Consider the following 15514-nt stretch of genomic DNA (forward strand, 5'->3'; position numbering starts at 1 on the left):
GGTGCAGAGGTCATCCTGATGGATATCACCTTCAGAAGCACGGTCCTCTTTGTCAGGGATATGGAACAGTCAAAGGCCTTCTACACCGACGTCCTCGGGCAGAAAGTGGAACTTGACCTCGGCGTGAATGTCGGGTTCGTTGGGGGGCTTGCCCTCTGGGACCGCACCTACGTGAACGACCTGCTGTACGCCGGGAAGATGCCGCCGGGCGAGGCGCCGGCCCCGCCGATGGAGGTCTATTTCGAGACGGCGGAGATCGAGGCGCTGGCCGGACGGGTCGCGGAGGCCGGTGTCCGCTTCCTCCACCCCCTGCAGGAGCAGCCGTGGGCACAGCGCGCGGTCCGGTTCTTCGACCCCGACGGCCACCTGGTCGAGGTGGCCGAGCCGATGCCCGCGGTGGTCGCACGCCTCGCGGCGGAGGGACTCTCCGATGCCGGGATCAGCGAGCGGACGACTCTTCCGCCAGAGGTCGTGGCGGCGATGCGGGGAAGCGAGTGCTGTGACTGAGGGGGCGCCCCTGTTCAGGGAGACGCAGCGCTTCACCCAGCCCTGGCTCTGGGCAGTCCTGATCCTCATTGCAGGGGTCGCCTGGTGGGGAGCGGTGCAGCAGTTATATTTCAGCGTCCCCTTCGGGAACAGGCCGGCGCCTGACTGGGCGATGGCCGTCATAACCCTCGTCTTCGGGACGCTCTTCCCCCTCTTCTTCGCCGTCATCCACCTCACCGTGGAGGTGCGGGACGGGGGGATCGCTTACCGCTTCTTCCCTTTCCATCTCAGCTTCAGGGTGATCCCCGCGACTGATGTCGAGCGCCTGGAGGCCTGCACGTACCGCCCCCTGACTGAGTTCGGCGGATGGGGTATCAGGTGGGGCGCCGGGGGATGGCGGGCCTATACGACCGGGGGCGATCGCGGGGTGCGGGTGTACCTCAGGAACGGGAGGAAGATTCTCTTCGGCAGCCGCGACCCCGAGGGGTTTGTCGCGGCGGTGCGGGCGGTGCAGGGGAGACGGACATAACGGGAAGGGCTACCGACCTGTTCGGGTAGATCTTCGATCGGATCTCCGGTCCTATCTTCCCGGGGCCTATCCTGAGTTTGGGGGTTCGGGGGCAACAGCCCCCGGTGGACTGTTTGGGGAAGGCAGCGAATCTGCGGATTCCTCCGGCGGGCAAAGCCCCCTCATCTCTCGAAGATCTTCAATCTTCTCAAGCTCGCTATCGCTCGCACCCCGCCATTGGGATAGAGGTGAGACGGCAATCTCTCTTCTCAGGATATCTTGTTCGCTCTTCCCTCTTCTTATCCTGATTTTGAGTGACGACCGAAAGGGGGCCGGCATACATTGAACTCGCGTCTCAGACCGTCCGTATCGTCACGGTGAAGGTCTTTTCTGCCGCGGCGTCGGGCGCACCTGTCCTCACCCACAGGGCCCTGAAGGTGTACGTCCCCGGCCCGAGCGGTTCCACAGTCCATTCCTGTGTCCCCGGCGCCGTCTGCTCGTCGGTGACGACAAGACCGGTGCTGAGTTCTGTCCTCCATTCGTACCTGTCAAGTGTGTCGTACGGGAGGGTGACGATCACACGGCCCCCCTGGTTGACACTGACCGTCGTCCCATTCTCCTCCTCCCAGACCCGGACCGTGTCCGGGGCGCCGGTGCAGCCCGCGATAGAGACAGCAAGGATAAGGAGGCCGATGGCGATCCAGATCTTCATCAGGCGGCATCCGCCTGCCCGGGACATAAGCCTTCCGGCGTCGGGATAGGTTTTTGCCCCCTGTACACAAACCAGACCTGTATGACCCGCGCCGTCCGAATAGGGTGGCTGCGGAAAGCTCCGGCCCCTCCTCTTTCGGTGCGCCGGAGACACAGACAAAAGGTCGGAATCGTGATGGAATACCGTTTTGCAGACCGGATGTATCATGCACCGGAATCGTTTATCGAAGAACTCTTCCGGGTCTCAGGCGTTCCCGGCGTCATCTCCTTTGCCGGCGGCCTGCCCGACCCCTCCCTCATCGACGTGGAGGGGATCAGGAACGCGGCCTCTGAGGTGATGGAGGAGGAGGGAGCGTGCGCCCTCCAGTACTCGACGACTGACGGTTACCTCCCGCTGCGCGAGTTCATCGCCGCGAGGTACAGGAAGCGCCTCGGCATCCCGGCCGAGGCGTCGGAGATCCAGATCGTGAACGGTTCGCAGCAGTGCCTCGACCTGATGGCGAAGATCTTCCTCAACCCGGGCGACGCCGTCGGCGTGGAGGGGCCGGGGTACCTCGGCGCCATCGAGGCCTTCTCCCTCTACGAACCCGCGATCCATGCCGTCCCCCTCGAAGAGGACGGCCCTGACCTCGACGCCTTCGAGGCGCTCGTCAGGGAGCACGCCCCCAAGTACTTCTACGGCATCCCGAACTCCCAGAACCCGTCCGGCCTTACCTACTCGCAGGAGAAGAGGAAGGCGATCGCCGATATCCTCGAAGGGACGGGCACGGTCTTCTACGAGGACGACGCCTTCGGCGAACTCTTCTTCGACAACCGCCCGCGCCTCCCGGTAAAGAGGTACCTCCCTGACGGTGCGGTGCTCTCCGGTTCGTTCTCGAAGACCGTCTCGCCGGGCATGCGGATAGGGTGGATCCTCGCCCCGGCACCAATTCTCAAACAGTTCAATGTGGCGAAGCAGGCAGCCGACCTTCACTCCAACGTCCTCTGCCAGATGATCCTCCACCGGTACCTGACAGAGACCGACCTCGACGCCCATGTTGGTCGGATCTCCGCGGTGTACGGCAGGCGCTGCCGTCTCATGTGCGACCTCCTCGACGACGGGTTCCCGGCCGGGGTCACCCACACCACGCCGCAGGGCGGGATGTTCCTGCTCGTTTCCCTCCCTGACGGCGTCTCCGCGATGGATGTCTTCCATGAAGGAGTGAGGAAAGGCGTCGCCGTCCTGCCGGGCGTCCCCTTCTACGCAAACGGCGGCGGGGAGCACACCATCCGCCTGAACTTCTCCTGCGCCGACGAGGAGAAGATCACCGAGGGTATGGCGAGGCTGAAGGGCGTCATCGCCTCGTGCATGTGACGGTGCGGGAGTTCTGGTATCATCATTTTTTTGGTTCTGGAAATGTCCATTTTTAGTGCCCATATCGGGGGCCGCAACCCCTCGGAAGAGACACCGATCAACTGCCTTCCCCTCACCCTACACCGGGGGACTCCTCGCTATTGCTCGTCGCCCCCGGACCCCCGGTCTTAGGATAGGATGGGGGAAGAGCGATGTAGATTCTCGGAGGGGAGATTGCCGTATCCCCTCGTATCCGGAGCGGAGATGGCCGAAGGGAGTCAAGAAGACCATCAAGTCTTCGAGTAGTCCCCCGATACCTCCGGGGGGAAGGCAGTGGACCCCAACCCCTCCCCTCAAAGCCTATATCCTGAGGCGTCAATGGTGTGAGGCAATGCTCGACCTCTTCGCCATTCTCCTCACGATCGCCGGTCTCTGTCTCTTCGAGACGATTTCGTCGATCGACAATGCCATCATCAACGCCGAGGTGCTCGGCACGATGGGGGAGAGGGCGCGGCGGTGGTTCCTCGTCTGGGGCCTCCTCTTTGCGGTCTTCGTCGTGCGTGGCGTCCTGCCCTGGCTCATCGTCTGGGCGACGACACCCTCCCTTGGCCCGGTCGGTGCCCTGACCGCCACCTTCTCCAATGACCCGGCGGTCATCGCCGCGATCGAGGAGTCGGCGCCCGTCCTTCTCATAGGAGGCGGCACCTTCCTCCTCTTTCTCTTCCTCCACTGGCTCTTTCTGGAGCCCAAGGAGTTCGGCATCAGGGGCGAACGCTACTTCGCGGAGAAAGGGGTCTGGTTCTACGCGACCGTCTCGGTGACACTCGCCGCCATCGTCTGGTTCGCCCTCGAAACACGGCCCCTCATGGCCTTCGGCGCCGTCATGGGCTCGACGGCCTTCTTCATCGTTCAGGGCTTCAGGATGAACGCCGACATGAAGGAGAAGCAGCTCAAGGAGCAGCATATCTCCGACTTCAGCAAGATCTGCTACCTCGAAGTGATCGACGCCACCTTCTCCATCGACGGCGTCCTCGGCGCCTTCGCGTTCACTCTCTCTGTCCCTCTCATCATCATCGGGAACGGCCTCGGCGCCTTTGTGGTGCGGGAACTCACCATCAGGAACATCGACCAGATCAAGCGCTATGTCTTCCTCAAGAACGGCGCGATGTACTCCATCCTCTGTCTGGGTGCGGTCATGGTCCTGCACGCCTTCGGTGTCCCCGTCCCGTCCTTTGTCTCGCCGGTGATCACCTTCGGCGTCGTCGGCTACTTCCTCTACAAGTCGGTCAAGTTCGCCCGGTACATGGACCTGCGGCACGGGAATTAAGGGTGATGCGGGGAGGGGGCCGGGTCCCCGTACTCCTCTCATTTTCGTCTCTGGAGAGTGCCTCTTCTGACGTGTCTGTGCCTGGGGGCTGCCGCTCGAAAACCTACGGTTTTCTCAAGGTCGCTATCGCTCTTTCCCCACCCGATCAGCCCCGGAAAAAAGGAGCGGGAGACCCATACCGCGAAGATCTCCTCCCGCCACAAAGCACATGAAGGAGGAGGATCAGGAGGGGGACAGAAATGGGCGCAAGATACGAAGAGTTCAGGAACCGGGTCGCCCTCGTCACCGGGGGGAGTTCGGGGATCGGGAGAGCCACGGCGGCTGCCTTCGCTGCGGAGGGGGCCAGGGTCGTGATCGGGAGCCGCCACCAGGAGACGGGGGAGCAGGCAGCGGCGATGGTCCGGGACGCCGGCGGCGAGGCGCTCTGGATCAGGGCCGACGTCTCCAGAGACGAGGATGTCGAGAGTCTCGTCGCCGCAGTGACGGACAATTTCGGCAGGATCGACTACGCCTTCAATGCCGCCGGGGTTTCCGGGGCCATACAGTTCATCCCCATGCAGAGCGGCGGCGACTTCGACAGCACTGTCGGGACAAACCTGAAAGGGGTCTTCCTCTCCCTGAAGTACGAGATCCCGGCGATGGTCCAGCACGGCGGCGGGGCGATCGTGAACATCTCGGCCGTCTCCGGCATTCTCGGGTCGCCCGGGGCCTCGATCTATGCGGCGACAAAGAGCGCAAACCTCGCCCTCACGCGCGCGGCCGCACTCGAATTTGCGGGGTCCGGGATACGGGTCAATGCCGTCTGTCCGGGCGTCATCCAGACAGAGGGGCTGGACCGGACATGGCAGACGATACCGGGTGTCTCCATCGAGGGTGTGAAGAAGCAGGCCATGCAGGAGATCCCGGCCGGTCGCCTGGGACGTCCCGGCGAAGTGGCCGCCGCCGTCCTCTGGCTCTGCTCGGACGCCGCCTCATACGTCACCGGGCAGGCGATCGTCGTCGACGGCGGTCTCTCGATCCGGTGACGCTCTCCCCTCTTTTTTCGTCCTGCACGGCTCCTCCCTCTCGATCAGACCGTCTCTGAGGTAGATCACCCGGCAGACGTACCTGATATGCCAGTCCTCGTGGGTCACCATCACGATCGTCTGCCCGAACTCCTCATTCAGGCGGGCGAAGAGGTCCAGGATCGTCGTCGAGGTCGCCGAGTCGAGGTTCGCGCAGGGTTCGTCGGCAAAGAGGATGGACGGCCTGTTCACCAGCGCCCGCGCGATCGCCACCCTCTGCTGCTCGCCGCCGGAGAGTTCGGCCGGACGGTGGTCCATCCGCCCCTCCAGTCCGACATCCCTGAGGACCTCCCTGCTCATGTCGAGGCACTCTCCACGGGGCACGCCCCGTACCAGGCAGGGGAGGAACACGTTCTCCTCCACCGTCAGTTCAGGGATGAGGGCATAGTCCTGGAAGACGTAGCCCAGTCTGTTCAGCCGAAAACGCGTCTTCTCCCGGCCGGAGAGGGCGAGGACGTCGGTGCCGTCGATCGCGATCGCGCCCGCGGTCGGGACGTCGAGGAGGCCCATCGCGTGGAGGAGGGTGGACTTGCCCGACCCGCTCGCCCCCATGATCCCGACGAACTCGCCCTTCTCGATGGTGAAGGAGACGCCCCGCAGGGCGCGGACAGGCACCGCCCCGAGCATGTACGTCCTTGTGAGGTCGCGGACGACGATCATGCCTACCCCCTCACCGCGTCCAGGATCGGTTCCTGCGCCGTCTTCCATGCCGGGATATAACCGGAGACGAGAGAGACGGCAAAGAGGCCCGCGATGCTCCTGAGGACCTGCCCGGCTTCGAGCACCGGCCTGACGGCGCCGCCGGGAAAGATGAGGGGGTTCGCAGTGAGGTACAGGGTGAGGACGGCGGTGAAGGCGAGGCCGACGACCGTCCCGAGAGAAGCGATGACCGCCACCTGGATCACATAGGAGTTGATGATGATCCTCTCGTCGATCCCGATCGCCTTGAGGATCCCGATCTGCTTGCGCTTGCCCACCGTGCTGATGAAGATGACGATGAAGACGACGACGACGGCGATGACGAGAGAGACCAGGGTCGAGATCGCGTTGATGATGTCGAAGCTCTGGATGGCGTCGTTCACAAAGCCCTGCGCCTTCTCCTGGTAGGTCTTGATCTTCTCCTGGACGCCGAAACTCATGAGGGCGACCTTCATCTCCTCCTCGTTCCCTTCCTCCGCGGTGCGGACCAGGACCTGGTTGGCCTGGTCCGAGATGCCGAGGACGTCTTCCATCTCAGCGGTGGTGACATAGGCCTGCCTGTCTGCCTGGACCGCCATCGTCTCGATGATCCCCTTCACCCGCATCTCCCGCGTCTCCCCGTTCGCGAAGGTGACGAGCACGGAGTCGCCGACCTTCACCCCGCCGAGGGACTCGATCTTGTCCTTCGACTCGTCCTCCTCGCCGGCAAGGAGGACGCCGAGGACGACCTGGTCCCTGTCCCCGCCGGAGAGGAAGTCGCCCGATGTGACAGCGGTATGGAGGGTAGTCACCTCCTCCTCGTACCGGGGCGTGAAGGCGACGACGGCCCCTGCGATCGCCTTCCCTTTGTAGGTGAAGGTGGCGCCCGTCTGGATATGGGGGGACGACGCCGCGACGCCGGGGACACGGTCGATCTTCCTCTTCAGGACCGCGACATCGTCGATATAGAGGTTGTTATCCTTCGGTTCGACGACCAGGTTGCCGTAGGTGTAGTCGATCGACTGCCTGTTGAAGATCTCGACGACCCCGGAGATGATGGAGGGGAGAAAGACGAGGTTCACGAAGACGAGGGCGATGATCATGACGGTGAGGACGAAGGTCCCCCTGTTCCCCCGCCTGATCGACCGGGACGCAAGGAAGAGAGAGACGCCGATGTCTGACACTTTTATTCCTCCTTCCTCCTCCGCAGCCACCAGACGGCCGCGACGGCCGCCGCAATAAGCACGAAAGCCCCGACGACGAGGGGCGTCCTGTCAGGCGCCTCGACGGCGATGCCGAGGTCTTCGGTCATCCTGTGCGCCCCCCGGTCGTCGCGCCACGCGACGACGAGGGTGTAGGGCCGGTCTCCCGCCTCGCCGGCACGGAGGTTGAAGACGGCAGGGGCGTCGTTGTCGGGTTCGATCGTCCCGACGAAGGCCTCTTTCGTCCCCTCGAAGGGGAGGTCGACCGTCGCCCGCACCGAGGTGGCGTCGTCGGTGCCCGTGTTCTCGATCCTGATGATCAGGGTGAAGGGGCTGCCGGCAGAGGGGCGCACCGGGTCGGTGGAGAGGGAGGCGATCCCCATCTCGGCCTGCCCTGTCACCTGCACTCCCACAGACTCGGTCCTGGCGACCTTCGCGGCTTCGGGCGTGACGTAGGTGAGGGAGACCGGGATCACCTGCAGGCCTGTCGGCGTCCGCCGGTCTGTCGCAAAGGAGAGGTTGAAGCGCACCGCGTCCCCGGGTTCGAGTTGCTCGACATAGTAGTGTTCAGGGGAGAGGGAGACGATGGATGTGGCATTGGGCGGCGAGACCTGTACGGAGAGGTCGTTTGCCCGGGAGAGCCCGGTGTTTTGCAGGAGGAGAGAGAGGGAGAAAGTCTCGCCTGGCACCACCCTATCGGGCGCGGTCCGCATGACAGATATGGCCGGTTGGGCGATGAGGGCGTACCGGGAGTTCACGTTCACCGGGACCGGATATTTGACGCTCCTCGCCCCCTGTACCCTGACCCAGACCTCGGGAAAGTAGAGCCCCTCCTCCTCGGGCGCCCGGACGAGGAAGGTGAGGGTGACGGACTGGCCAGGCCCGACCTCGCCGACGTCGCCATAGTCCCCGGAGATCACCTTCAGGCCTTCACCCTTGAGGTAGACACTCTCGATAAAGGCGTTGATGGCGGTGCTCCTCGTCTCTGTCCTGGTCCCGGTGCCGGTTCCGGCGTAGGTGTCGGTCTCCGTCCTCGTCGCCTGCCTGGCGGTGTTGGTGAGGTTCACCGTGATCGTGCCCTGCCCGCCGGGCATGAGCACCTCCGGGGTGACGGTGTAGCCGGTGACGACCACGGTCGGTTCCTGGGCGGCGGCATGAGCTGCCAGCAGCAGGATCAGGATCGACACGATGACGGCGCATGTTCTCAAAATCTCCCCCGCACCCGCATGGACAGGGCGGACATATAGGAGTTGCGCCGCCCGGAGGAAGCACTATACCCGATCCCCTCCAAGAGGGGAGAGACCATGGACCCGGCAACGGCAGAGATCGGATGGGTCGTCCTGGCGCAGGCATATCTTGGCGGCCTCGAACCCCTGATGCATGCCGCCTCGGCGCTCGGGACGCCCTTTTTCTTCTTCGTGATCGCGGCGGTCTGGTGGTGTGCGAACCCGCGGGCAGGCCTGAGGCTCGGCCTTCTCCTCGCCGTCTCCGGGGGGATCAATGCCGCCGCAAAACTCTTTTTCCATACGCCGCGGCCGTACTGGATGAGCACGGAGGTGCAGGCCCATGCCGTCGAACCCACCTTCTCCATGCCCTCGGGTCATGCCCAGAATGCGGTCTGTTTCTGGGGATATGCGGCCTTCCTCGCGCGGGAGAGGTGGTTTCTTGCTGTCGCCATCGGCATCGTCGCCCTCACCGGCATCTCCCGCGTCGTCCTCGGCGTCCACTTCCCCCGCGACGTCCTTGCCGGCTGGTTGATCGGGGCCGCGGTCCTCCTCGTCTTTCTCGCGCTGGAGGAACCCGCCGCCGCATGGATCGGGAAATTTTCCCCGGCGAAGCAGGCAGGGCTTGCATTCTCCGGGTCGCTCATCCTCCTGGCTCTCTCGGTGATCCCCTTTCTCCTCTTCAGGGCGCCGATCCCCGAGGCCTGGAACCTGACGGCCGTCGATCCCTGGGACCTCTCGAATGCCCTGTACGCGGCCGGCGCTGTCTTCGGCATCGGTGCCGGGGCGGCATGGGAAGGGGGGCGGTTCACGGCCGGAGGCGGTCTCCGGCAGAGGGCCGCACGACTGGCCGCCGGGATCGCGGGGGCCGCCCTCATCTGGGCCGTAACGGCCCCTCTCATCGCGGCCGGACCGGGACCGGCAGTTTCGACCGCGGTCTACCTCCGGGCCGCGGCCCTCGGCCTCTGGATCTCGGGCGCCGCTCCTCGCCTCTTTGACCGCCTCGGCATCGCAGGGTAGGGCAGGTTGCAGGAGACTTTCAACAACCGGGCCCGGTCGGATCGCCCGAAAAGCGAAGAAATGTCCACGGAGATGCAAGAGAATATCGCGCCGCGGAGAGAAATGATTTAATCCATGGTGCCCCTTTCACGGGTATGTTTCAGATGGGGGGGTACGTTCCATGACAGCACAGGCAAACACCGCAGGAGCACACCTGCTTCTTCTCGTCGCACTGCTCTGCATACCGGCGGTGGCGGCGGGCCTGCAGGTCGGCGTCGAGGAGGCGCCGCCCGACACGGTCGCGGAGGGAGAGGTCGTCGACTTCACGATCACGCTCTCGGGCATGCCACCCGCGGCCGATACGGTCATCGTCGACACCGATCTGTTGCAGCAGGGGGACACGCCCCTCCTCTCCCCGTCGGGAGGGGGGAATGCCACAAACACCACGCCTGCCTCCCTCTCCGTGCCGGCAGGGGGAGGCGGCCTCTCCATCCGCATCCACGGCCAGGCCCCGTCGGTCACGAAGGTCACCCAGTGCGGGGCCGTGACCCTCACCACCTACGACCCGAAAAGGAGCGGGTATGCCTATTACCGGGTGCGGTTCACCGACGAGAAGGGGCGTCCCCTCGCTGAGAGCGACACCAGACTCTTTTCCATTGCAATCAACGCCGTGGACGACTTCAGGGCCAAACTGAACCAGATCTCGGATCCCTTCATGAGGACATACCTCCAGGACCTCTTCGAGAAGGGCCTTGTCAATGAAGCGAACGCCCTTGCCGACTACGAAATGTCACGCGGCGCGGGGGTGCCGCTCATCTGGACGGTCGGCGGGATCGTCCTCACCGCTGTCCTGGCACTGATCGCCGGGATATGGATAGGCGGACGGGAATCAGGGGGGAATGAAGAATGAACGGGGCACAACCTTCAGGGCCGCCCCTCCAGTTGCCGACAGACCTGACGATCTGCGGCCTCGGGGGGTGCGGAAAGAAACTTGTCGGGGAGATCTGCAGGCAGGAATGGTTCCTGCAGCACTATTCCCTGGGCGGGAGGCACCTCTCCGTCTACACGATGGACACCGACGCCAACGAGAGGTACCAGGACGAACAGCAGCGCGACGAAGTGCTCGGCATCGTGGAGTCCTTTGGGGGGCGGGGCAATGTCGAATACGACACCCTGTACCTCCCGAACCTGGCAAACATCAGCCAGGTCTCGGACCTCGCCGGCCTGGACATCGCCGAGAAGATCAAGGCCACCAAGTCAGAGCCGGGGACGAGGGTGTGGTGGCTGAACGACCCGTCCGAGAAGGGCCTGCACTTCGACGAACTCAGGACGATCGACCCCTTCGTCACCGACGACTTCGGCGGCGGGGTGCACAGGCGCCGGGCGATCTCCAAGGCGATCTTCTACAAGGTGATCAACGAGGGCCAGGCCGGCGGCTTTCCCATGTTCTCCACGATGGGGACGACCGCCATTGTCGTCGGTCTCGGCGGCGGGACAGGGTCGGGCATGTTCATCGACCTCGCCCGCTATATCAGGGGCCAGAGGGGCGAGACCGCGCAGATCTGGCTCTTCGTCGTCCTCCCGACCACCGTCGAGGGGGAGAAGGAGCAGTTGAACGCCGCCGTCGCCCTGACAGAACTCGAATACCTCAACCAGACCGAGCGTCTCTTCAACTATATCGTGCTCACCTCCCTCGGCCCGACCGGGTACAAGAAGGGGGAGGAGGCCCGTGAGGAGGTGCACGAGTTCGACGCCGTCTTCCCGTACATCTTCACGAACTTCCTCCACCTCGAAAAGGGGGACATCAACATCGGGGACGCCAAAAAACCGTATTCCTCGTTCATTCTCGCCGACGCACATATCATCACCTATCCTGTCGAGGAACTGAGGACCTTCAAAGACCAGTACGAGGTGATCATCGGCGAGATGGAGGAGATCACCGCAAGCAGGAAGAGGTTGAACCTCGCGGTCGGCGATCTCCTCGACGAGATCGGGCGGACGAAGGAGGCCCCGCCGACGCGGAGCGACTTCGACTACATCAAAAAGGAGTTCGGCACCATCGAGAAGGTCTGGCGGAACGAGATCGGCAGACTGCTCGACTACCAGACAAACATCGCCGTCGAGTTCTTCATCGAGAACAACATTCCGGCGGAACTCCGCCTGGACATGGTCAGGACATTCGACGACCTCGTCGGGTTCATCTCGCGGGTCAAGAACTTCGCCCAGGCGGTCAAGGAGGAGGAACTGAAGGACGACATCGACAGAAAACTCTTCAGGATCCTGCCCGAGGCCTTCCAGGCCCTGGAGACGACGGCGCGGATCTTCAAGAGGATCGCGGCTATCGAGGACGAGGCGATGCACGCCGCCCTGATGGAGACCCTGAAAGGGAGGGAGGAGGTCGCACCCTATATCCGCGACCTCGCCGCCCGCCGGAAAGAGGTGCAGGAGGAGATCCACCTCCTCGACGCCGGGATGCAGGAGAAACAGGGCGACCTTGATCGGATGAACGCCCGCCTGGAGAGCATGGAGAAGTCGGCAGACCAGACCCTCTCCGGGACGGACATCCTCCTCGACCAGTACGTCACCCTGAAGGAGAAGGTCCAGGCGGTCGAAGGGCCGGAGAAAGGGTTGCAGGAGGCGATCAACAGGGGCATCAAGAGCCTCAGTGCAGGGGAGGTGAAGGCCGCGGACAGGGACACGTGGCTCCGGGCCGCGGAGGTCCCCGAGGTCCAGCGCGACATCGCCGCCGTCGCCCACGACATCGACGAAAACCTCTCCGGCCTCGCCGAACTCGTCGAAGCGATCGCCCTCTATTACTACCACGACATGCGGGTCAGGAGGATCGACGCCGGCGGCATCGGGTCGAAGATCATCGGGTTCATCAACAAAAAACCGGCGCGGGAGAGGAGGAAGTACGACGCTCTCCGGAGGGAGAACGAGGAGTTCATCAAGGCGAACGCACGCTACTGGAACCTCAGGATCGACGCCCCCTTCGACCTGTACCTCCCTGCCGACTTCATCAGTTCGAGTCTCGGGAAGAGGGCCGACGAGTTCAGGAAAAAGATCACCGACGCGGTCTTTGCGCACGTCCCTGTCGACGACCCCGCGGGGATTGCGGCGATCTTCGAGGCGGGCGACCGCGGCACGATCCGCTCCGCCCTCAGGGAACGCCTGGTCTCGGGTCTCCTCGTGCAGGAGCAGTTCTCGGAGAAATACTCCGGGCAGGAGGGCGAGGTGCTGGAGATCAAAAGGCGCCTCGACGCGAAGAAGGCGTTCCAGACCGCCCTGGTACGCACGGAGGAGGTGGCCGACGGGACATTCCCCTACCGCCGGGACATCAACAAGCACTACAAGGTCTTCTTCTCGACGGTCGTGCGTGTCAACGAGCAGAAGAGCCACGGCAACATGACTAAAAAAGGGCTGTACATGACGAGGTTCGGGGAGATCAACCCGCGGATCCTCTCCCTGATCCGCGAGGACTCTTCCTTACGCGACCTGGACTGGGACGACAACGGGCGGCGGGAACTGGACAAACTTATCGCCGAGATCACGGCGACCTACAAGCACCTCATCGACAACTACAAACTGGGCATCCACAACCTGATGATCCCGATCAGCGCCACCGAAAGGTGGAACTTTGGGAAGGCGGGCCTGGTGGTCGCCACGCCCTCGGACTATATCGCACGGACCATCACCAGCGCACGGGTCGGCGACCAGATGACCCGCGAGATCAACGAGACTCTCGCCCTGCGGAACATCAACGACTCGCGCCTGGTCACGCACGGCCATGCACGCCCCTGGGAGATCGCCCTCACCTTCGTCGTCGCCGCCGGGTTCCTGGACAACATCTCGCCCCTCATCGCCGGCGGGGGGTACTGGGAGATCTACGAGAAGAACAGGGACAACATCCTCCATCATGTCCTCAGGATGCACGAAGGCGAATATATCACCAGAAAGAGAATTCTCGACCTGAAAGACGCGGGCAGAATGTCGAACCTGGAGAAGAAAGGAGAAAATGTCTCCGGCACGGTCCTGGAGCTGTACACGATCCGGGGGATCAGGGAGGCGCTCCCCAGATGAGGGTGCGCTACAGGGACAGGTTAATCCGGGAGGGGGCGATCGCCGCGGTCGGCCTCGCCCTCTCGGTGGCGCTGTTCCTGGTCGCGCCCCTGGCCCTGGCCGGACCGTTACCGCTCTTCGTATCGTACTCCCTCGGTTTCTTCATCGGTCTTCTCGTCCCGGCATCGTGCGGCCTCCTGATCAAGGAGAGGTCCAGGAAAGGGGGGGAGATCGTCCTTGCCATCCTCGCCCCCCTCGCCGCCGCATATCTCGCCGGGTCGCCCGCGGTCGCGGCCGTCGCTGCGGGACTGCTTGCAGGAGCGACGGCAACGGCCCTCTCGTTTTTCCAGAACCGCTTCGACACCCTTGCCGACGCCGTCCGTCTCGCCGCAAAACTCCTCCTGGTCGCCCTCGGCATTTCCGTCCTCCTCCTCGCGTCGTGGGACCGGGCCCTCCTGACGGCCGGGGGGATCGCCATCCTCGTCGCTCTCGGCCTCCTTGCCGGGTGGTCGGTTCGGGGCGCGGGGGCCCCGGAGATCGTCGTCCTCGGCCCTGCCGGTTCGGGGAAGACGCTCCTCTTCCTCGCCCTGTACAGCCTCTTTGTCAGAGAGTTCTCGGGCAGGCGGCAGGAGGTGATCCTCGGCCCCGGTGCGGAGGCGATGCGGGTCGAAGACCTCCTGTCAGACCTGGAAGGCGGGCGCCTCCCGAAACCCACAGGGGAGAACGACCTGGCCTTCTACCTCCTGTCCGGAAAAAAATACGGTTTTGTCCCCATCGAGACGGGCATCGTCGACTATGCCGGACGATACACGGCCGCGATCAACCCGGCGCACCATGCCGCGGCCGTCGCCAGGGTCGCCGCCGCGATCGGGGTCGACGAAGAGAGTGTCCGGGCACATATCGGCAGTTTCGGGTACCTGAAACGGTTGAAGGAGGACCAGGCCGGCGCTATCGGCGGTGTCATGGACGCCGTCGTCGCGGCCTGCCTGTACCACCGCATGGAAATGGCCGGGAAGATCCTTTTTCTCATCGACGGCGACCAGATCGTCAACTTCCATGCACGGGGGAGGGAGGAGTTGACGCACCTCTTCGGCTACTACTCGCGACTGATGGACCTTTTCGGGGGCGACCGTGTCTACGGGTTTGTCGTGACAAAAACCGACAGGATCACAAACATCAAGGACATCGAAGACACCTCGGAGGAGGCGGCGCGGATCGAGAGGGAGATCTACGAGTCCCTCCTCAGGGTCAGCACCTTCCACGAGATCCATAACCGCGCCCTTTCGGTCCCGGTCTTCTTCTTTGCGGCCAGCGTCGACGCAATGCTGGAGCCCGGAGAGGGGAGGGACGCACTCCGCCAGATCTATCCCTGGAGGGTGGGCGAGGTCGTGAGGTTCGGGTTCTGAGGGGGCATGAACAGGAGAACAGAGAACATCATCGCCCTCCTCTTCGGGGTTCTCCTCCTCGCCGTGGTCCTGGCCGTCCCGCCAGGGGGAGAAAACGGTGAGGGAACACCGGTGCCGACACCGGCACAGACGACGCTCCCCTCGCCAACGACGCCGGCGGCCGGCGAGATCTTCAGGTACACCTCGGAAGATTTCGAGAACCGGACCTTCACCGTCCCGGTGGACCTGACGACGCCGCCGATGGAGATCGAGTACACCGTGCAGCCGCGGCTGGTCGCCCGGACAGGGGATCCCTCCCGCCTCTCCCCTTCACCAGACTCCTGGTTCGTCGTCAGGGTCTTCGACGGCGAGGGCGACCTCGTCGCAGAGAACGGGTACGGCCTGCCGGCAGGAGAGAAGGGGTCTTTCGCCCAGAACGAGAAGGGGGGCATGAAGATCTATGCGGCAGGGCGATATACCGTCGACGTCAGGTTCAACGAGATGATCGTGGATGTCGTCGCCACGTTGGGGAGATGAGA

At 63.9% G+C, this 15514-nt stretch carries 14 protein-coding genes; 10 read left to right on the plus strand and 4 right to left on the minus strand.

Annotated elements, in window-relative coordinates:
• The first annotated feature begins 18 nt into the window (after positions 1-18).
• Together PHP59_RS00755 and PHP59_RS00760 are read left to right on the plus strand one after the other, a co-directional pair.
• Entirely contained in the window at positions 19-507 is a 489-nt protein-coding gene (locus PHP59_RS00755) for a VOC family protein (RefSeq protein ID WP_300162095.1), read from the plus strand.
• Complete coding sequence (locus PHP59_RS00760) at positions 500-1015, plus strand: DUF6141 family protein (protein WP_300162098.1); 516 nt, start codon at positions 500-502, stop codon at positions 1013-1015. Before PHP59_RS00755 ends, PHP59_RS00760 begins: the two co-directional genes overlap by 8 nt.
• 334 nt (positions 1016-1349) lie before the next feature.
• Here the strand turns inward: PHP59_RS00760 and PHP59_RS00765 are convergent, their stop codons facing one another.
• Positions 1350-1706: a protease inhibitor I42 family protein gene (locus PHP59_RS00765; protein WP_300162101.1), complete on the minus strand. Its 357-nt coding sequence runs from the start codon at positions 1704-1706 to the stop codon at positions 1350-1352.
• A gap of 174 nt (positions 1707-1880) precedes the next feature.
• Here PHP59_RS00765 and PHP59_RS00770 point away from each other — a divergent pair, with 174 nt between their 5' ends.
• From PHP59_RS00770 to PHP59_RS00780, 3 genes are all read left to right on the plus strand, one after another.
• Positions 1881-3059 (plus strand): PLP-dependent aminotransferase family protein, encoded by a 1179-nt coding sequence (locus tag PHP59_RS00770; protein ID WP_300162161.1) that lies wholly within the window; start codon positions 1881-1883, stop codon positions 3057-3059.
• 370 nt (positions 3060-3429) lie between these two features.
• On the plus strand, positions 3430-4365 hold the full coding sequence (locus PHP59_RS00775) for a DUF475 domain-containing protein (RefSeq protein ID WP_300162104.1): 936 nt from the start codon (positions 3430-3432) through the stop codon (positions 4363-4365).
• A 239-nt stretch (positions 4366-4604) separates the two neighbouring features.
• Entirely contained in the window at positions 4605-5390 is a 786-nt protein-coding gene (locus tag PHP59_RS00780) for a glucose 1-dehydrogenase (RefSeq protein ID WP_300162107.1), read from the plus strand.
• Here the strand turns inward: PHP59_RS00780 and PHP59_RS00785 are convergent.
• Genes PHP59_RS00785 through PHP59_RS00795 form a run of 3 tightly spaced genes read right to left on the minus strand, consistent with a single transcriptional unit; the run spans position 5337 to position 8517 of the window.
• On the minus strand, positions 5337-6089 hold the full coding sequence (locus PHP59_RS00785) for an ABC transporter ATP-binding protein (RefSeq protein WP_300162110.1): 753 nt from the start codon (positions 6087-6089) through the stop codon (positions 5337-5339). The two genes, PHP59_RS00780 and PHP59_RS00785, sit on opposite strands and share 54 nt — an antisense overlap.
• Positions 6090-6091: 2 nt before the next feature.
• Positions 6092-7291: an FtsX-like permease family protein gene (locus PHP59_RS00790; protein ID WP_300162113.1), complete on the minus strand. Its 1200-nt coding sequence runs from the start codon at positions 7289-7291 to the stop codon at positions 6092-6094.
• 2 nt (positions 7292-7293) lie between these two features.
• Positions 7294-8517: an S-layer protein gene (locus tag PHP59_RS00795; RefSeq protein ID WP_300162116.1), complete on the minus strand. Its 1224-nt coding sequence runs from the start codon at positions 8515-8517 to the stop codon at positions 7294-7296.
• 96 nt (positions 8518-8613) lie between these two features.
• Here PHP59_RS00795 and PHP59_RS00800 point away from each other — a divergent pair, with 96 nt between their 5' ends.
• From PHP59_RS00800 to PHP59_RS00820, 5 genes are all read left to right on the plus strand, one after another.
• Positions 8614-9552: a phosphatase PAP2 family protein gene (locus PHP59_RS00800; protein ID WP_300162118.1), complete on the plus strand. Its 939-nt coding sequence runs from the start codon at positions 8614-8616 to the stop codon at positions 9550-9552.
• 160 nt (positions 9553-9712) lie between these two features.
• The gene (locus PHP59_RS00805) at positions 9713-10441 is read left to right on the plus strand and encodes a hypothetical protein (protein WP_300162120.1); all 729 of its coding nucleotides are present in this window, start codon (positions 9713-9715) and stop codon (positions 10439-10441) included.
• A complete protein-coding gene (locus PHP59_RS00810; RefSeq protein ID WP_300162122.1) occupies positions 10438-13611 on the plus strand; it encodes a tubulin-like doman-containing protein in 3174 nt (1057 codons plus the stop codon). Before PHP59_RS00805 ends, PHP59_RS00810 begins: the two co-directional genes overlap by 4 nt.
• A complete protein-coding gene (locus PHP59_RS00815) occupies positions 13608-14996 on the plus strand; it encodes a hypothetical protein (RefSeq protein WP_300162124.1) in 1389 nt (462 codons plus the stop codon). The genes PHP59_RS00810 and PHP59_RS00815 overlap by 4 nt, the downstream gene beginning before the upstream one ends.
• Positions 14997-15002: 6 nt before the next feature.
• Positions 15003-15512, plus strand: coding sequence for a hypothetical protein (locus tag PHP59_RS00820; protein ID WP_300162126.1), 510 nt, complete (start codon positions 15003-15005; stop codon positions 15510-15512).
• The last annotated feature ends 2 nt before the right edge of the window (positions 15513-15514 follow it).

This window comes from Methanofollis sp. (genome assembly GCF_028702905.1).
GTDB lineage: Archaea > Halobacteriota > Methanomicrobia > Methanomicrobiales > Methanofollaceae > Methanofollis.